The following is a 17342-nucleotide window of genomic DNA, read 5'->3' as shown; positions in this document are numbered from 1 at the left end:
AACCTCCACTCAGAACTTATAACCGCGATGCAGCGCGACGACACCTGCCGTCATGTTGAAATACTCAACGTTCTCGAATTCCGCATCCTGCATCATGGCCTTTAAAGTGTCCTGATCCGGGTGCATACGGATAGATTCCGCCAGGTACCGATAGCTTTCCGCGTCGTTTGCCACCAGCTCACCAATGCGCGGCAGCACATGGAATGAGTATGCGTCGTAAGCTTTGCTTAACGGCTCAAGAATCGGTTTGGAGAATTCGAGCACCAGCAGGCGTCCACCCGGCTTTAACACGCGGTACATGGAGCGCAGCGCTTTTTCTTTATCGGTGACGTTACGCAGGCCGAAGGAGATAGTGATGCAGTCAAAGGTATTATCCGGGAAAGGCAGCGCTTCGGCGTTCGCCTGCACATACTCGACATTACCTACCACGCCGATGTTACGCAGCTTCTCACGTCCCATTTTGAGCATTGAGTCGTTAATATCTGCCAGAACAACGCGACCGGTTTCGCCCACCAGACGGGAGAATTTTGCTGTCAAATCGCCTGTACCGCCGGCTAAATCCAGTACCGTTTGTCCACGACGCACACCGCTACAGTCGATGGTGAAGCGCTTCCACAAGCGATGAATGCCGAACGACATCAAGTCATTCATCACATCGTACTTCGCCGCCACGGAATGAAATACGTGGGCCACCATATCAGCTTTCTGCGCTTTGGCGACAGTCTGAAAGCCAAAGTGCGTCGTGTCTTGTGAATCGTCAACCATCTCAGAGCCTGCTTATCAGTAAAATGTTCGTGAAGTGTAACAGATTGGGCGCGTTTGCCCTACGTTTCAACCTTCGCGAAAGAAACGTGCCGGACGCTCGTCTGACGTTAAATCTGTCGCTAACGTATTGTCTTCACTGTTTGTCTTTTGTTCGCCAGCGCCTTCGCGCAGGCGAAACTCTTCATCCTGGGCGGTGGCCTGCTCAACTAATTCCGGATTAATCTCGCGCTTCACCTCCACACCCAGGGAACGAAACGCTTCGGCCTGCGCCAGTAAGTTGCCACGCCCGGAAGAGAGTTTTTTCATCGCCTGGCGATAGTTATCCTGGGCGCGGTCAAGGCTTTGCCCGACCGAGGACATATCATCCACAAAAAGGCGCATTTTGTCGTAAAGCTTGCTGGCGCGATCGGCAATCTGCTGCGCATTACGGCTCTGATGTTCATAGCGCCACAGGTTGGCAATGGTGCGCAATGCCACCAGCAGCGTGGTGGGGCTCACCAGCATAATGTTATTTTTTAGGGCTTCGGTAATCAGTTCAGGCTGTCTGTCGAGCGCCAGCAAGAACGCGGGTTCAACCGGAATAAACATCAGGACGTAATCCAGCGAGCGCAGGCCGGGTAACTGCTGGTAGTCTTTTCTGCCCAGCAGACGAATGTGGTTACGCACGGAGGCGATGTGCTCCTGCAGCGCCGACTCGCGGGTGTAGTCATCTTCCGCATTGAAATAGCGCTCATAAGCCACCAGCGTCATTTTGGCGTCTATCACCACATCTTTGCCCTGCGGGAGCCGCACAATCACATCAGGCTGCATACGCGAGCGGGCATCGTTCTCGATACTCACCTGCGTTTCGTATTCATACCCTTCCCGCAGGCCAGAGGCCTCCAGCACGCGGGTCAGCACCACTTCCCCCCAGTTGCCCTGGGTTTTGTTATCGCCCTTCAGCGCACGGGTCAGGTTGACCGCTTCCTGCGCCATTTGCGCATTCAGCTGCTGAAGATTGCGAATTTCATGCGCCAGCGTGTGCCGCTCACGAGCCTCCTGGCCAAAGCTGTCCTGTACCTGACGACGAAAGCCGTCCAGCTGTTCACGCAGGGGCGTTAGCAGGCTATTCAGGCTTTGGCGGTTTTGTTCGTCTACGCGGCGGTTGCTGTGTTCAAAAATGCGGTTCGCGAGGTTCTCGAACTGCTCGCTGAGGCGTTGCTCGCTGTTCATCATCTGGCGGATTTTATCTTCCGCATGCAGCTGGGTGGATTCGAGGCGGGTAGTCACTTCGCGGAGATCGGCCTCCAGCGAGGTGTTGATATCGCGAAGATTACGCAGCTCGTTGTTGAGCAGCTCGCATTCGTCACGCCAGTGTTCGCTCAGCGCAACCTGCTGTTTTGCCGCGCTTAAATCGGCGACTATCTCTTCGCGCTCGGCCAACTGATCGGCCTTTTGTTGCGCGTGCTGGTAGCTGGAAATCAGCCAGCCTGCCCCCACGCCCACCAGCGCAATCACTGCATAAATCAGGATTGAGATATCCACAATGCCCCCTGCATCAACGTATTACCTGCACAAAATAGAATTGTGCTGTATAAACGTCCAGTTTGAAAGGGTTTTCCTGCGAGGCGCTACGCAAAAAAAAGGCCGAACGGGTCGGCCTTTTTTCGTATAAGAAGGGATTAGATCAGGCGACGCGCTGCTTCAACCACGATTTTCACCGCATGACTTTCGGTCTGCTTCATGGTTTCCGCGTTCGGGATCTCCTGCTGGGTACGGTTGACGATAACGCCCGCCACCATACCGGCACGCAGACCCTGGCTTGCGCACATGGTCAGCAAGGTTGCAGATTCCATTTCGTAGTTCATAACGCCCATAGACTGCCACTCTTCCATAGAACCTTTGAAACGGCTTACCACGCGGCCGGAGAAGGTGTCATAACGCTCCTGGCCTGGGTAGAAGGTATCAGAAGAGGCGGTCACGCCTACGTGGGTGGTTGCGCCAACGGATTTCGCGGCTTCAACCAGTGCGGTGGTGCATTCGAAATCCGCCACCGCCGGGAATTCCATAGGGGCAAAGTGCAGACTCGCGCCGTCCAGACGCACGGAAGCGGTTGTCACCAGCACGTCGCCAACGTTGATATGCGGCTGAATGGCACCGGTAGTCCCGATACGCAGGAAAGTACGAATGCCCAGCTGCGCCAGCTCTTCAACAGCAATTGAGGTGGACGGGCCACCGATACCGGTAGAACAGACGATCACCGCTTTGCCATCCAGCTCAGCGCGCCAGGTGGTGAATTCACGATGGGCAGCAAGCTTAACCGGCTTATCCATCAGCGCGGCGATCTTTTCCACACGCTCAGGATCGCCCGGGACGATAGCCAGCGTAGCCCCTTGTAAATCGTTTTTAGTGAGGCCGAGATGAAAAACATCAGACTTAGACATAGGTGACTCCTCTGTGGGTCGGTTAGTCAGAAGAAGTAAAAAGGTACTTTACAGAAGCAGTAAGCAGAATTACGTGACACATCTCACCATGAATGAAAATGATTGCAGTAAATTTCCATGAAATAGTGATTCACATCACATTAACAAGTTATATCGTCAGGTGCTGCACAAAAGATAGACCGTTTCAGGCACTGTGAATTGTTAACCTGGTGACTATATTTACCTTTGCGCTAACTCATTGGTACGGAGAATGCCATGACTGAAAAAACCGGTTTTGCACCTGCAGCGGCCCCTCATGCATCAACCATCGTCTCAACACCTGAAGAGGCCATTACGGCAGGTGAGACCTCCATCCCCTCGCAGGGGGAGAATATGCCTGCTTACCACGCGCGGCCAAAATCGGCCGACGGCCCGCTGCCCATCGTGATTGTGGTTCAGGAAATTTTCGGCGTTCACGAACATATTCGCGACCTTTGCCGCCGTCTGGCGCTGGAAGGTTATCTGGCCGTTGCGCCAGAGCTCTATTTCCGTCAGGGCGATCCGAACGACTACAGCGATATACCGACGCTGTTCAGCAACCTGGTCAGCAAAGTGCCGGATGCACAGGTACTGGCCGATCTGGACCACGTGGCCAGTTGGGCTGCGCGCAATGGCGGCGACGCACATCGTCTGATGGTGACGGGTTTCTGCTGGGGAGGACGTATCAGCTGGCTGTATGCCGCACATAACCCGCAGCTTAAAGCCGCCGTTGCCTGGTACGGCAAACTGGTGGGGGAGAAAACGCTGAACTCGCCGAAGCATCCCGTTGATATCGCCACCGAGTTAAATGCCCCAGTTTTAGGGCTTTATGGCGGCCAGGACACCGGGATCCCGCTTGATACGGTAGAGACCATGCGCCATGCGCTCCGCGCAGCCAATGCAAAAGCTGAAATCATCGTTTACCCGGATGCCGGCCACGCCTTTAATGCCGACTATCGTCCGAGCTATCACGCGGAATCGGCTAAAGATGGCTGGCAGCGGATGCTGGCATGGTTCAGCCAGTACGGCGGGAAAAAAGCGTAAACAAAAGCCCGGTCGCGGCTACGCCTTGCCGGGCTTCGGATTTATCAGGCCTGACGCAAATTCTGCGCCGCCCTGACCATGTTCGCGAGTGCCGCGCGGGTCTCCGGCCAGCCGCGGGTTTTCAGTCCGCAGTCCGGGTTGACCCACAGGCGCTCAGCCGGGATCCGCTGGGCGGCTTTTTTCAGCAGGCTCTCAATCCACTCCACGCTCGGTACGTTCGGGGAGTGGATGTCGTAGACACCCGGCCCAATTTCGTTTGGATACTCGAACTCTTCGAAGGACTCCAGCAGTTCCATGTCTGAACGCGACGTTTCGATGGTGATCACGTCGGCATCCAGCGCGGCAATCGAATCCATAATGTCGTTAAATTCGCAGTAACACATGTGGGTGTGGATCTGCGTGTCATCTTTCGCGACCGCGGCGTTGAGGCGGAAAGCCTCCACACCCCACTTCAGATAAGCATCCCAGTCACTGCGACGCAGCGGCAAACCTTCGCGTAGCGCCGGTTCATCAATCTGGATGATGCCGATACCCGCCGCTTCCAGATCGGCCACTTCATCACGCAGCGCCAGCGCAATCTGTTTGGCGATGGTTTCACGGGTCACATCTTCACGCGGGAAGGACCAGCAGAGGATCGTCACCGGGCCGGTCAGCATCCCTTTCACCGGTTTGTCGGTCAGGGACTGGGCGAATTTTGCCCACTCTACGGTGATCGCTTGCGGGCGGCTGACGTCACCAATCACCACCGGTGGCTTCACACAGCGGGAACCATAGCTCTGCACCCAACCGTTCTGCGTAAAGACGAAACCGTCCAGATGTTCGCCGAAGTATTCCACCATGTCGTTACGCTCGGCTTCACCGTGTACCAGCACGTCCAGACCTAAACGTTCCTGCTCAACAATCGCCTGTCTGATGTGCTCAGCGATGCCGGTGCGGTAGTGATTCGCATCGAGGTTGCCTTTTTTGAAATCCAGACGCAGGCCGCGGATCTCCGTCGTCTGCGGGAAGGAGCCGATGGTGGTGGTTGGCCACGCTGGCAGGTTGAAGCGGGCACGCTGGGCTTCGGCACGCACCTCATAGGGGCTCTGACGCTGGCTGTCCTGCGCGGTAATGGCCGCCAGACGTTTTTCGACCGCCGGGTTGTGGACGCGTGCCGAATGACGACGCGCCTGAATGGGGGCGCTCCAGTCGGTAATGGCCGTGGTGTCACCGCTATTTAACGCATCACGCAGCAGCGCCAGCTCTTCACATTTTTGCAGCGCAAAGGCAAACCAGCTCTTCACCTCGGGATCAAGGCGGGTTTCCACACTGAGATCGATTGGGCTGTGCAGCAGAGAGCAGGAGGAGGCCACCCACAGCTCACGTTTGCCGACGATATCTTTAATCTGTGCATATTTCTCGCTCAGATCGGCGCGCCAGACGTTACGGCCATTCACCAGTCCGGCCGAAAGCAACCACTCTTCAGGCAGACGTTTGTGCAGTTCGGCCACGTCATCTTTGCCGTGGACCAGGTCAACATGAAGACCCTGCACCGGCAGCGCAGTAATGGTACTCAGGTTCGGCGTCACGCCTTCAAAATAGGTGGTCAGCAATAGCTTCACCTGACCAGTAAGGGCATCGTAAGCGGGTTTAAACGCTTTCAGCCACGCCTGCGGCAGCTCCAGCACCAGCGCAGGCTCATCGATTTGCACCCACTGAATTCCGCGTTTACCCAGTTCAATCAGCATCTGTTTGTAGACCGGCAGAATATCGTTCAGCAGGCTGAGACGGTCAAACTGCTCGCCTTTCACTTTACCCAGCCACAAATACGTTACCGGCCCCAGCAGTACCGGTTTCACCTGGTGGCCCAGCGCCAGCGCTTCATCGACTTCGTCGAGCAACTGGGTCCAGCTCAGTTTGAACTGCTGGTCTTTCACAAATTCCGGCACCATATAGTGATAGTTGGTGTTGAACCACTTGGTCATTTCCGCCGCTGCCGCAGGCTCTCCCGTTGGCGCACGACCACGGCCAATGCGGAACAGGGTGTCGATATCTACCGATCCATCTTTGTTCTGATGACGAGCCGGCACGTTGCCAAGCAGCAGGCTGGTGGTCAGAACATGGTCGTACCAGGCGAAATCGCCCACGGGCAGCAGGTCAATGCCCGCCTGCTTTTGCTGTTCCCAGTGGCGCGCACGCAGTTCGCGGCCCACTGCCAGCAATTCTTCACGGCCAGAGGTACCTGCCCAGTAACTTTCCTGCGCTTTTTTCAGCTCGCGGCGAAGGCCAACGCGAGGGAAACCGAGAGTGTGATTGCGAATTGTCATGGTGTGTCCCCTGTGAATTTTTGGTATTTAGCCATCCAGATGTTTACACATCCATAATTGGCAGTTACTGTATATTCCTCAAGCGCAAAATGTTCATGGCGAAGTGAAGGACTTTCATGATCGAGATTAAACACCTGAAAACGCTACAAGCGTTGCGAAATTGCGGTTCTCTCGCGGCGGCGGCAGCCACGCTGCACCAGACCCAGTCCGCCCTTTCTCACCAGTTCAGCGATCTGGAACAACGCCTCGGCTTTCGTCTTTTTGTGCGTAAGAGCCAGCCGCTACGCTTTACGCCTCAGGGCGAGATCCTGCTGCAGCTGGCTAATCAGGTGCTGCCGCAAATAGCCAGCGCGCTGCAGTCCTGTAACGAGCCGCAGCAAACCAGACTGCGTATCGCCATTGAGTGTCACAGCTGTATTCAATGGCTGACACCCGCGCTTGAGAACTTCCGCCAGAGGTGGCCGCAGGTGGAGATGGATTTCAAATCCGGCGTGACGTTCGACCCGCAGCCGTCGCTCCAGCAGGGAGAACTGGATCTGGTGATGACCTCAGACATTCTGCCCCGCAGCGGCCTGCACTATTCGCCAATGTTTGATTATGAGGTACGTCTGGTGCTGGCTCCGGATCATCCGCTGGCCAGTAAAACGCGTATCACCCCGGAAGATTTAGCCAGTGAAACGCTGCTGATTTACCCGGTACAGCGCAGTCGGCTGGATATCTGGCGTCACTTCCTGCAGCCGGCCGGCATTAGCCCGCAGCTCAAAAGCGTGGATAACACCCTGCTGTTAATTCAGATGGTTGCCGCCAGAATGGGCATCGCTGCGCTGCCACACTGGGTTGTGGAGAGTTTTGAACGCCAGGGTCTGGTTGTCACTAAAACCCTGGGTGAGGGACTATGGAGCCGGCTGTACGCCGCCGTGCGCGATGGCGAGCAGCGTCAGCCGATTACGGAAGCGTTTATTCGCTCTGCGCGGAACCACGCGTGCGATCATCTTCCGTTTGTGCGGAGCGCGGAGCGACCCAACGGCGATGGACCCACAGCGAAGCCAGAATCACTGCTCCCCCAATAAGGAAGCTCGGCCAGTGAGGCTGCTGCTGCCAGATGGCAAGGTTCACCAGCAGCCCTGCAGGCACATGCACGTTGTTCATGATCCCCAGCGTACCGGCGTCTACCTGCGTAGCGCCGTAGTTCCACATGAAGTAACCCAGCCCCGATGCCACCACGCCCAGCCAGACCAGAACGCCCCACTGCAGGGTTGTCGTCGGGAGCTTTTGCGGGTTACCGAGCATAAACCATGCCGCCACCGCGACGATAGCTGCCCCCATATAGAACCAGGCGAACGCGTTATGCTGTGGCATCGGTCGGGTTTCCATCAGGCGCTTGTACCCGACCATACCGATGGCAAAGCTGAGGTTCGCCAACTGCACGAACATCAGCCCGGTCCAGAAGTGGTCGCTCACTTTGTCGTAGCGAATAATCGCCGCCCCGATCACCGCCAGCGCCGCGCTCAACAGATATCCCCAGCGCAAACGACGTTTGCTGAGCAGATCGTAAATCAGCGTGATATAGAGCGGCGTAAGCACGGTGAAAAGCAGAAATTCAGAGACAGACAGGTAGACGTAAGCCCGGAAGCTGAACAGGTACATGATGCCGAGCTGCATCGCCCCCACCAGCATGTACAGCAAAATGGTCTTCAGCGATTGCCCGCGTGTACGCAGGAAGGGCAGGAATACCAGCGCCGCCAGCCCCACGCGCATCAGCACCGAGAAGTAGCTGTCGACGTGCCCGGCGAGGTACTCGCCAATCAGGCTAAAAGAGAAGGCCCACAGGATAGTGGTAATAATGAGTAGCGCCACAATGCTTGTCTCTCAGAAAGAAGGACAGGCATTGTAGCGAACTCTTTAGTTGACAACTGAGCAATAAACAATCAAATGAAGATTATTCAAGGAACAGTTTGCGCAGGTATTTTGGTACCGCGTTGTCAGCGTTAGACCCAATCACTTCCAGTTCCGGGTGCAGGTCTTTCAGACGCTGGTGTGCATTCTGCATAATGCAGCCTTTGCCCGCCATAGAGAGCATCTCGGCGTCGTTCATGCCATCACCGAAGGCGATACAGTCTTTCAGTTCGAAGCCCAGACGTTTCGCCACGGCTTCCAGCGCGTGCCCTTTGGAAACTCCCCCCGCCATAACTTCCAGACAGGTCAGGGTCGAGAAACTCACGTTGACGCGGTCACCCCAACGCGCATTAATCGCCTGTTCCAGCGGTAACAACGCTTCGTGGCTTTCGCAGGTAAAGAACACCTTGCTGATCCCTTCCGGCTCCAGCAGGCCTGGCTCGTACAGGGAATAGTTAAATACCGCTTCCTTGAAGAAACGCATTTCATCCGGGCGATGGCGATTCATGAACCAGTCGTCATCGCGATAAACGTTAGTGATAATGTCCGGGTTGTTATGCACTACGCCGAACAGATCGGCGGCAATGTCGCGATCCAGGTTATGCGTAAAGATCAGGTTGCCATCGGTATCGTGCACGCGCGCACCGTTGGAGGTGATCATGTACGATTTGATCTCAAGATTATCGCGGATCTGCCCCACGTCCACGTGGTGGCGGCCGGTGGCAAACACGAAGTTCACTCCGCGGGCGGTCAGAAGCTTTAAGGTCTCTTTCGCGTAAGGCGACAAGGTATGGTCGGGAGAAAGCAGCGTGCCATCTAAATCAGATGCAACAACCTGGTACATAGGGATTTCAACCTCTGGTGGTAAAACAACAATCAATTATGCCTGTCGAAAAATTCAACAATGGCGTTGAGCGCGACTGAGCGCATAGCGTCCTTTTCAAAAAGGATCTCATGGTACGCGCCGTTGATGACCAGCGGTTTACCCCCTTCGCAAGGGTGACCGGCGGCAGCGCGGAGTTCACAAAAGCGGTCATGCATGCGGTTATCCACCACACGCTCTTCTTCAGCCTGAATCAGAAGTGTCGGCGTATCATCTTTACCAACACCAGCAAGCACCTGTTCACCGGCAAGGATCCCTTCCCGCACCCAGTGATATGTCGGGCCACCGACGCGCAGGCGCGGTTCATCGGCATAAAAACGCAGGTTACGGCGATAACGCTGCCGGCTATGGGTCAATACGTTGAGGGCAAACGGCAGCGCGCGCCAGCGCCCTGTCCCGATGGCATACCCTTCACGAATGCGCTGATGGCCCTCAGCCCAGTCGAGAATATGGCGCACCATCCAGTCCGGAAAACGCATGACGATGCCATACATCGGCGCGGTGAGCGCAATGGCATCACACTGGTGGTCATAGCGCTGTAAAAACAGCGTCGAAATCGCCCCACCCATGGAGTGCGCCAGAATATAGCGCTTACGCCATGGGCCCGGCTGAACTTCCTGCTGCCAGAAGGCGGCAAGATCGTCGACGTAATCGCTGAAGTTATCCACATGACCGCGATGCGTGTCCGACAATAAGCGGCCAGAAAGCCCCTGCCCGCGATGGTCGATAATCAACACATCGAAGCCCAGATGGAACAGGTCATAGGCCAGTTCAGCGTATTTGATGTAGCTCTCAATACGTCCCGGACAGACCACGATCACCCGATCGTTTTTCTCATCATGGAAACGCACAAAGCGTACCGGAACATCGCCAACACCCGTAAACTCATCTTCCTCACGCTGACGCCAGAAATCGGTCAGCGGCCCCATAGAGAAAGCAGCAAATGCGTTTTCTCGTGTTTCCCAGTCCTTTTTCTGCTGAAACATCGGGTTTCCACCCCCGTAAGCCAAGGAATATCGTTTTTTCGTCATCGGTCACAAAATGACGTAACAATAGCGTATTGTGGCATAAAAACAGACAATTCGGGAGTTTCAAATGACCTTCGAGTGGTGGTTCGCTTATCTGCTGACATCCATCATCCTTAGCCTTTCCCCAGGTTCAGGCGCCATTAACACCATGACCACCTCCATCAACCACGGCTATCGCGGTGCCGCGGCGTCCATTGCCGGTTTGCAGACCGGTCTGGGCATTCATATCGTGCTGGTGGGCATTGGTCTGGGTACGCTGTTCTCCCGCTCGGTACTGGCCTTTGACGTGCTGAAATGGGCCGGTGCAGCGTACCTGATTTGGCTTGGTATTCAGCAGTGGCGTGCGGCAGGCTCAATTGATCTTAATACGCTCGCCCAGACGCAAACACGCGGGCGCCTGTTTAAACGCGCGGTGTTTGTGAACCTGACCAACCCGAAAAGTATTGTTTTCCTCGCCGCGCTATTCCCGCAGTTTATCGTCCCGCATCAGCCACAGGTCATGCAGTACGTGGTGCTGGGTGCGACCACCATTGTTGTCGATATCATCGTGATGATTGGTTACGCGACGCTGGCGCAGCGGATTGCGGTATGGATTAAAGGGCCTAAGCAGATGAAGGCCCTGAACAAAATCTTTGGTTCGCTGTTTATGCTGGTAGGCGCGCTGCTTGCGTCAGCGCGTCATGCTTAGCGAGAAATGATGAGATGAATGCCAAAGCCGGCGAACAACGCGCCGGCGAAGCCGTCAATCCACTTCGCAATACGCTGGTAACCGCGGCGCATCGCCGGTAAGGCAAACAGGCTGGCAACCACGGTAAACCACGCAAAAGTTTCCACCACGATCAGCAGGAAAATGCCCCAACGCGCACCCGCACCCACGTTGTCACCCACAAACAGGGAGAACACGGAGCCGAAATAGATAATCGCTTTTGGGTTCGCCAGGTTGGTGAGCAGCCCTTTAATAAAACTCCGGCCGCCCGTTGCCAGCTCAACTTTCGGCTCTTCCGGCTTTTTCTCTTCTTTCTTCAACGCCCCGCGCAGCATCTGGTAGCCCATCCAGCAAAGGTAAAGCCCCCCGCCAACCATGATGATGTTGTGCAACCAGGCCATCTTCGCCAGAATCAGGTTCAGACCAAGCAGCGCCACAGCCGCCCAGACCATAACGCCCATGGTGATACCCAGCACCCCCATCATCGCTTCTTTGCGGGAGCGGCTGACGGCGGTTTGTGACACGAAGAAAAAGTCAGGGCCCGGGCTCATGAGCGCAACGATGTGCACTAACGCCACGGTAAGAAATAGCATTAACATAATTAACTCGCAGGGAAATAATTAAGTGAGTCACCATCCTGACATTTTTTAGGCTGGCTGACTACTCCTCATCGTCACCGTCGACATGAGCGCGGATAAGCGCCATAAACTCTTTGCCAAAGCGCTCCAGCTTGCGCGTACCAACGCCGTTGACGCTGAGCATTTCGCTGGCGCTGAGCGGCGTCTGCTCTGCCATCTCGATAAGCGTCGCATCGTTGAAGACCACGTAGGGCGGAATGTTCTCTTCATCAGCAATGGCTTTACGCAGCTTGCGCAGTTTGGCAAACAGCTTGCGGTCGTAATTGCCGCCGTACGATTTTTGCATCACCCGCGGCTTCAGGGCGACAACGCGCGGAACCGCGAGCTTCAGTTCGATATCCCCGCGCAGCACCGGACGTGCCGCTTCGGTAAGCTGAAGCGCGGAGTGTTGGGCAATGTTTTGCGTGGCAAAGCCCAGGTGAATCAGCTGACGGATGATGCTTACCCAGTGCTCGTGGCTCTGGTCTTTGCCGATACCGTAGACGGGCAGCTTATCGTGTCCCATGTCGCGGATACGCTGGTTATTCGCCCCACGCAACACTTCCACCACGTAGCCCATGCCGAAGCGCTGGTTCACACGATAGATGGTCGAGAGCGCTTTGCGCGCATCCATCAGGCCATCGTATTGCTTTGGTGGGTCAAGACAGATATCGCAGTTGCCGCACGGCTCCTGACGCCCCTCGCCAAAGTAGTTGAGCAGCACCAGACGGCGGCAGGTTTGCGCTTCGGCAAACGCGCCCATCGCGTTGAGCTTGTGGCGTTCGATATCCTGCAGTTGGCCCTGCGGTTTCTCTTCCAGACAACGGCGCAGCCACGCCATGTCTGCCGGATCGTAAAACAGCATGGCTTCTGCAGGCAGTCCATCACGCCCGGCGCGGCCGGTTTCCTGGTAGTACGATTCGATATTGCGCGGAATGTCGAAGTGTACGACGAAGCGCACGTTCGGCTTGTTGATCCCCATTCCGAACGCCACCGTCGCCACCACAATCTGCAGATCATCGCGCTGGAATTTCTCCTGCACATCGGCGCGAACCGCGTTTTCCAGCCCGGCATGGTAGGCGGCGGCGCTAAAACCACGGTTCTGCAGGCGCGCGGCCGTGTCTTCCACCTTCGCGCGGCTGTTGCAGTAGATGATGCCGGACTTCCCGCGCTGCTCCTGCACGTAGCGCAGAAGCTGATCCAGCGGCTTGAATTTTTCCATCAGCATGTAGCGGATGTTCGGGCGGTCGAAGCTGCTGACCTGAATCAGCGGATCGTTCAGCCCCAGCAGCCGGACGATATCCTGACGCGTGGTGTCATCTGCCGTCGCGGTGAGCGCCATAAACGGCAGTTTGGGAAAACGCTGACGGAGCTGGCCGAGCGCCGCATATTCCGGGCGGAAATCATGTCCCCACTGGGAGATACAGTGGGCTTCATCCACCGCCAGCAGGACCGGATTCCAGTGCGACAGATGATCGAGGAAGTTATCCAGCATCAGACGTTCCGGCGCGATATACAGCAGGCGAACCTGCCCGGTACGGCAACCGGCCATGACCTCTTGCTGCTGCTCGCGGGTCTGGCTGGAGTTAAGGCAGGCCGCCGCCACGCCGTTGGCAAGGAGCTGATCGACCTGATCTTTCATCAGGGAAATAAGAGGCGATACCACGACCGTCAGGCCGTTGAGCACCAGCGCGGGCACCTGATAGCAGAGGGATTTACCGCCGCCGGTAGGCATGACCACCAGACAATCGCGGCCTTCCAGTACGGTTTCAATGATGGTTTCCTGGCCAGGGCGGAACTGCTGGTAGCCAAAGGTTTCATGCAAAACCTGTTTAGCCAGCGATTCCTGATTCAATACTTCCGCCTGCGCCACGTTAACCCCATTTGCCAGAAATAAAACAGGCGCTATTTTCAGCGCCTGAGAGAGAAACTTCAACGTTTAACGAAAAAACATTCGAGCTGCCTAGAAAATATCGTTCAGCATCACGCCCACACCTACACGGGTCTGGTTGAAGTTGTAATCGATAAGCGACTCGCCGTAACCGCTGTAAACCTGAGTATAGAGGCGAACGTGCTTGCTCACCGGATAACTGAGGCCCAGTTCCGCGCCACCGTAACCGGTGTTCCAGTTGTACTGGCCTTTGGCGCTCAGCACCGCGTCACCCAACTGATAGCCGATTTTGAGCTGATAGTAACCCATATATTTGGTGATATCCGGGTTGTCGTCGGTATCGCCCACCACAAACCACGGCTTCACTTCAGCCATCCAGTTGCCGTTTTGCGCCATCAGTCGCGTATAGGCACGGTTCCAGCTGCGCGAGGTAGGGTCGGAGCGTCCGTTTGAATCGTGGTTAAAGCCCACCTCAATGTCACGCAGCGTCCAGCCCGCGAATTCATAATCGGTCGCAAAACCGAGGAACAGCTGCGGCTCATAGTTGGTTTCACGGAACGGTGAAGATTCGCCACTGTTGGAAAGCTGCCACCAGGATTTCTGCGTGTAAGAGGCGCCGAGCACCGAATTCGGTCCCAGAATGCCGCGCCAGAACGGGAACGCGAGACTTAACTGGAACTTCACTTCGTCTTTACGCGCATTATCGGACCAGTTATAGGAGCTTATCGCCTCTTTGTTGAGATCGCTGGTCTGCGTGTATATCACGTAGTTGGTGTCATACGGATACAGCGTGAACGGATTATCATGTTCCTGAAGAAGGTTCGCGATAATGCTGCCCTGCACGGCAGGTTGGTCGTGAACTTCTTTAATCGTCGCTTCCTGGGCATATGCTGTGAGGGGCAGCGCAACCGCCGCCAGTAACCAGGCCAGATACGTCCGCATCGGTGGTGTTCTCCTGCAAAGAGTTAATTAGTTGAATTGTTATGTGGCGGATATTCTACATACTTCTGCGACAACTGCTGCATCCTCGTTTCTGAAAGTGGAATTCCTTATTGCTGAAGCATAAAATCAACATTTTATTAACAATAAGGATGTGATGCCTCATGTCAGCCATGCTTACCGCCGAAGAAGCGTTAAAACTCGTGGGCGAGATTTTTGTATACCATATGCCGTTTAACCGTGCACTGGGTCTGGAACTCGAGCGCTACGAGAAAGCGTTTGCCCAGCTAAGCTTCAACAACCAGCCGATGATGGTAGGCAACTGGGCGCAGAGTATTTTGCATGGCGGGGTGATTGCCTCAGCGCTGGATGTGGCGGCGGGCCTGGTCTGTGTGGGCAGTACGCTGACGCGCCATGACACCATCAATGAAGACGAATTGCGCCAGCGTTTGTCGCGTATGGGCACCATCGATTTACGCGTCGATTACCTGCGTCCCGGGCGCGGAAACCGTTTTACCGCCACCAGCAGCCTGCTGCGCGCGGGGAATAAGGTCGCCGTCGCCCGCGTTGAATTGCATAACGAAGAGCAGGTCTATATCGCCAGCGCAACTGCCACTTATATGGTGGGTTGAAACCCTAAAATCGGGTAAAATTAATTCACTTTTTTGTAACGGATTATCCCGATGGATGCTAAACAAACGCGGCAGGGCGTACTACTCGCCCTTGCCGCTTATTTTATTTGGGGTATCGCACCGGCGTACTTCAAGTTTATCGCTTACGTACCCGCTGACGAGATCCTCACACACCGTGTGATTTGGTCGTTTTTCTTTATGATCGCGCTGATGAGCGTTAGCCGTCAGTGGTCTGGCGTCAAAACGCTGCTGAAAACGCCGAAAAAGGTGTTCCTGCTGGCCCTCTCAGCCGTGCTGATAGGCGGCAACTGGCTGCTCTTTATCTGGGCAGTCAATAACCATCACATGCTCGAAGCGAGCCTGGGCTATTTTATTAATCCCCTGGTCAACATTGTTCTGGGCATGATTTTCCTGGGCGAGCGCTTCCGTCGCATGCAGTGGCTGGCGGTCATCCTCGCTTTTTGCGGCGTGCTGGTCCAGCTGTGGACCTTCGGTTCGCTGCCCGTGATCGCTCTGGGCCTGGCGTTCAGCTTTGCGTTTTACGGGCTGGTCCGGAAGAAAATAGCCGTGGAAGCGCAGACCGGGATGCTGTTTGAAACCCTGTGGCTATTGCCGGTCGCGGCGATTTACCTGTTTGGTATTGCCGACAGCGCAACCAGCCATATGGGCAGTAACCCGTTGTCGTTGAATCTGATGCTGATGGCGGCCGGTGTGGTAACCACCATTCCTCTGCTGTGCTTCACCGGTGCCGCGACGCGCCTGCGTCTCTCCACGCTGGGCTTCTTTCAGTACATCGGTCCGACGCTGATGTTCCTGCTGGCAGTAGTGTTTTACGGTGAAGTACCGGGCGCAGATAAGATGGTGACGTTTGCCTTTATCTGGGTGGCGCTGGCGATTTTTGTTGCAGACGCCCTTTATACCCAGCGCAGAACGCGCAAAGGATTGTAAGCGGTGATAAGGCGGGCAGGCACAGCGCCACCCGCCTGAAGTTTACAGCCAGTTACGGCGCTTGAAGTAGAGGTACGGCGCCAGCCCGGCGAGGATCATAAAGATAATCGCGCCTGGGTAGCCAAAGCTCCACTTAAGCTCCGGCATAAACTCAAAGTTCATCCCGTAGCTCGAGGCCACCAGCGTTGGTGGCAGGAAGACCACCGAGACCACCGAGAAGATCTTGATGATGCGGTTCTGCTCGATATTGATAAAGCCCATCGCCGCCTGCATCAGGAAGTTGACCTTCTGGAACAACGATTCATTGTGCGGCAGCAGGGATTCGATATCGCGCAGGATCTCACGCGCCTGCTCCAGCTGACCGCCCGGCAGACGCGCCTTACGCACCAGGAAGTTCAGCGCGCGCTGGGTATCCATCAGACACAAACGCACCTTCCAGCCGATATCTTCCAGCTCTGCCAGCGTCGAAAGCGCTTCGTCGTATTCATCGCCCTGATGGCCTTCCATAATGACGCGGCTCAGCTTTTCCAGGTCGCTGTAGATGTTTTCAATTTCATCCGCCAGCTGTTCGATTTTGGTTTCAAACAGGTCCAGCAGCAGTTCGTAGGCATTACCGTCGACCATCGCCTGGCTACGGGCGCGCATGCGGTAGAGACGAAACGCGGGCAGCTCACGCTCGCGCAGGGTAAACAGGCGACCGTCACGAATGGTAAACGCCACGGTGGAGTTACCTGCGTGATCGTCGGCGTCTTCAAAGAAGAAGAAGGAGTGAATATGCAGACCGTCTTCATCTTCAAAAAAACGAGCAGATGCTTCGATGTCTTCCAGTTCCGGGCGGGTTGCCAGGCTTTGCCCCAGCTCAGATTGTACGCGAAGGCGCTCATCGTCGTCCGGCTCGACCAGATCCACCCATACGGCATCAATGAGGGGCTGTGACTCTTCGGCTTCAAGCCGAGTCAGTCGGTTATTTTCGAGTTGAAATGCGCTCAACATGACCGGGACTCCCAATGCAAAAAATATCGGACAGTTCGGTGGGCACACAGAAACAAATTGGGTTTCAGACCATTAAACAGCCTGACTCAGCGCGACGGGAATAATGCAGGTCGCTGACAACCACTAAGGCCATCAGCAAGAGGAGATAGCCTTAGGAGTTGTTCCTGGATGACAGGGAATTGAGCCAGTATCTACTGGGTGTGTCCAAGGCGAATGTCCTCTTAGCGTAATCGTGCGCGCATGTTACGCCAGC

At 55.6% G+C, this 17342-nt stretch carries 17 protein-coding genes; 5 read left to right on the top strand and 12 right to left on the bottom strand.

Translation table 11 applies throughout. The annotated features are described in order from the left end of the window. Positions 1-9: 9 nt before the first annotated feature. From ubiE to udp, 3 genes are all read right to left on the bottom strand, one after another. Complete coding sequence (ubiE, locus tag BJ887_RS01310) at positions 10-765, bottom strand: bifunctional demethylmenaquinone methyltransferase/2-methoxy-6-polyprenyl-1,4-benzoquinol methylase UbiE (RefSeq protein WP_014172115.1); 756 nt, start codon at positions 763-765, stop codon at positions 10-12. 66 nt (positions 766-831) lie between these two features. Next, on the bottom strand, positions 832-2289 hold the full coding sequence (gene rmuC, locus BJ887_RS01305) for a DNA recombination protein RmuC (RefSeq protein WP_014172116.1): 1458 nt from the start codon (positions 2287-2289) through the stop codon (positions 832-834). A 137-nt stretch (positions 2290-2426) separates the two neighbouring features. After that, positions 2427-3188 carry a uridine phosphorylase gene (gene udp, locus BJ887_RS01300; RefSeq protein WP_003860792.1) on the bottom strand — a complete coding sequence of 254 codons (762 nt, stop codon included), beginning with the start codon at positions 3186-3188 and terminating at the stop codon, positions 2427-2429. 255 nt (positions 3189-3443) lie between these two features. Between udp and BJ887_RS01295 the strand changes: the two genes are divergently transcribed. Then, positions 3444-4250: a dienelactone hydrolase family protein gene (locus BJ887_RS01295; protein WP_014172118.1), complete on the top strand. Its 807-nt coding sequence runs from the start codon at positions 3444-3446 to the stop codon at positions 4248-4250. A 44-nt stretch (positions 4251-4294) separates the two neighbouring features. Here the strand turns inward: BJ887_RS01295 and metE are convergent, their stop codons facing one another. Next, positions 4295-6556: a 5-methyltetrahydropteroyltriglutamate--homocysteine S-methyltransferase gene (gene metE, locus BJ887_RS01290; protein WP_121339092.1), complete on the bottom strand. Its 2262-nt coding sequence runs from the start codon at positions 6554-6556 to the stop codon at positions 4295-4297. 116 nt (positions 6557-6672) lie between these two features. On the opposite strand from metE, the gene metR reads away from it, so the two are divergent. Next, positions 6673-7626 carry an HTH-type transcriptional regulator MetR gene (metR, locus tag BJ887_RS01285; protein WP_014172120.1) on the top strand — a complete coding sequence of 318 codons (954 nt, stop codon included), beginning with the start codon at positions 6673-6675 and terminating at the stop codon, positions 7624-7626. On the opposite strand, the gene BJ887_RS01280 is transcribed toward metR, so the two are convergent. From BJ887_RS01280 to pldB, 3 genes are all read right to left on the bottom strand, one after another. Next, complete coding sequence (locus tag BJ887_RS01280; protein WP_020882877.1) at positions 7514-8413, bottom strand: carboxylate/amino acid/amine transporter; 900 nt, start codon at positions 8411-8413, stop codon at positions 7514-7516. The genes metR and BJ887_RS01280 overlap by 113 nt on opposite strands. A gap of 82 nt (positions 8414-8495) precedes the next feature. Next, positions 8496-9296: a sugar/pyridoxal phosphate phosphatase YigL gene (gene yigL / locus BJ887_RS01275; protein ID WP_020882878.1), complete on the bottom strand. Its 801-nt coding sequence runs from the start codon at positions 9294-9296 to the stop codon at positions 8496-8498. A 32-nt stretch (positions 9297-9328) separates the two neighbouring features. After that, a complete protein-coding gene (pldB, locus tag BJ887_RS01270; RefSeq protein ID WP_020882879.1) occupies positions 9329-10321 on the bottom strand; it encodes a lysophospholipase L2 in 993 nt (330 codons plus the stop codon). A gap of 109 nt (positions 10322-10430) precedes the next feature. On the opposite strand from pldB, the gene rhtB reads away from it, so the two are divergent. After that, a complete protein-coding gene (rhtB, locus tag BJ887_RS01265) occupies positions 10431-11051 on the top strand; it encodes a homoserine/homoserine lactone efflux protein (protein ID WP_014172125.1) in 621 nt (206 codons plus the stop codon). Here rhtB and rhtC read toward each other — a convergent pair. From rhtC to pldA, 3 genes are all read right to left on the bottom strand, one after another. Next, entirely contained in the window at positions 11048-11668 is a 621-nt protein-coding gene (gene rhtC / locus BJ887_RS01260; protein ID WP_014172126.1) for a threonine export protein RhtC, read from the bottom strand. The genes rhtB and rhtC overlap by 4 nt on opposite strands. A gap of 61 nt (positions 11669-11729) precedes the next feature. Next, entirely contained in the window at positions 11730-13559 is a 1830-nt protein-coding gene (recQ, locus tag BJ887_RS01255; RefSeq protein ID WP_121339091.1) for an ATP-dependent DNA helicase RecQ, read from the bottom strand. 90 nt (positions 13560-13649) lie between these two features. Further along, complete coding sequence (pldA, locus tag BJ887_RS01250) at positions 13650-14519, bottom strand: phospholipase A (protein WP_020882880.1); 870 nt, start codon at positions 14517-14519, stop codon at positions 13650-13652. A 161-nt stretch (positions 14520-14680) separates the two neighbouring features. Here pldA and yigI point away from each other — a divergent pair, with 161 nt between their 5' ends. Both yigI and rarD read left to right on the top strand, forming a co-directional pair. Continuing rightward, the gene (gene yigI, locus BJ887_RS01245) at positions 14681-15148 is read left to right on the top strand and encodes an acyl-CoA thioesterase YigI (protein ID WP_014172129.1); all 468 of its coding nucleotides are present in this window, start codon (positions 14681-14683) and stop codon (positions 15146-15148) included. Between the two features lie 51 nt (positions 15149-15199). Continuing rightward, entirely contained in the window at positions 15200-16096 is an 897-nt protein-coding gene (gene rarD / locus BJ887_RS01240; protein WP_014172130.1) for an EamA family transporter RarD, read from the top strand. A 42-nt stretch (positions 16097-16138) separates the two neighbouring features. On the opposite strand, the gene corA is transcribed toward rarD, so the two are convergent. Together corA and ysgD are read right to left on the bottom strand one after the other, a co-directional pair. Further along, positions 16139-17089 (bottom strand): magnesium/cobalt transporter CorA, encoded by a 951-nt coding sequence (gene corA, locus BJ887_RS01235; RefSeq protein ID WP_020882881.1) that lies wholly within the window; start codon positions 17087-17089, stop codon positions 16139-16141. A 151-nt stretch (positions 17090-17240) separates the two neighbouring features. Further along, complete coding sequence (ysgD, locus tag BJ887_RS22990) at positions 17241-17297, bottom strand: YsgD/CorL family protein (RefSeq protein ID WP_212743980.1); 57 nt, start codon at positions 17295-17297, stop codon at positions 17241-17243. Between the last annotated feature and the right edge of the window lie 45 nt (positions 17298-17342).

This window comes from Enterobacter sp. WPR_3_1 (genome assembly GCF_003635055.1).
In the GTDB taxonomy this organism is placed as follows: Bacteria; Pseudomonadota; Gammaproteobacteria; order Enterobacterales; family Enterobacteriaceae; genus Enterobacter; species Enterobacter ludwigii.
The sequence above is the reverse complement of the archived record's forward strand: the minus strand, read 5'-3'. Positions and strand labels throughout refer to the sequence as shown.

What these genes read in the sequence shown, in the direction of transcription:
- ubiE (WP_014172115.1), bottom strand. Translation starts at nt 765, where the DNA reads ATGGTTGACGATTCACAAGACACGACGCACTTTGGCTTTCAGACTGTC.
- udp (WP_003860792.1), bottom strand. Translation starts at nt 3,188, where the DNA reads ATGTCTAAGTCTGATGTTTTTCATCTCGGCCTCACTAAAAACGATTTA.
- BJ887_RS01295 (WP_014172118.1), top strand. Translation starts at nt 3,444, where the DNA reads ATGACTGAAAAAACCGGTTTTGCACCTGCAGCGGCCCCTCATGCATCA.
- metE (WP_121339092.1), bottom strand. Translation starts at nt 6,556, where the DNA reads ATGACAATTCGCAATCACACTCTCGGTTTCCCTCGCGTTGGCCTTCGC.
- metR (WP_014172120.1), top strand. Translation starts at nt 6,673, where the DNA reads ATGATCGAGATTAAACACCTGAAAACGCTACAAGCGTTGCGAAATTGC.
- yigL (WP_020882878.1), bottom strand. Translation starts at nt 9,296, where the DNA reads ATGTACCAGGTTGTTGCATCTGATTTAGATGGCACGCTGCTTTCTCCC.
- pldB (WP_020882879.1), bottom strand. Translation starts at nt 10,321, where the DNA reads ATGTTTCAGCAGAAAAAGGACTGGGAAACACGAGAAAACGCATTTGCT.
- rhtB (WP_014172125.1), top strand. Translation starts at nt 10,431, where the DNA reads ATGACCTTCGAGTGGTGGTTCGCTTATCTGCTGACATCCATCATCCTT.
- rhtC (WP_014172126.1), bottom strand. Translation starts at nt 11,668, where the DNA reads ATGTTAATGCTATTTCTTACCGTGGCGTTAGTGCACATCGTTGCGCTC.
- pldA (WP_020882880.1), bottom strand. Translation starts at nt 14,519, where the DNA reads ATGCGGACGTATCTGGCCTGGTTACTGGCGGCGGTTGCGCTGCCCCTC.
- yigI (WP_014172129.1), top strand. Translation starts at nt 14,681, where the DNA reads ATGTCAGCCATGCTTACCGCCGAAGAAGCGTTAAAACTCGTGGGCGAG.
- rarD (WP_014172130.1), top strand. Translation starts at nt 15,200, where the DNA reads ATGGATGCTAAACAAACGCGGCAGGGCGTACTACTCGCCCTTGCCGCT.
- corA (WP_020882881.1), bottom strand. Translation starts at nt 17,089, where the DNA reads ATGTTGAGCGCATTTCAACTCGAAAATAACCGACTGACTCGGCTTGAA.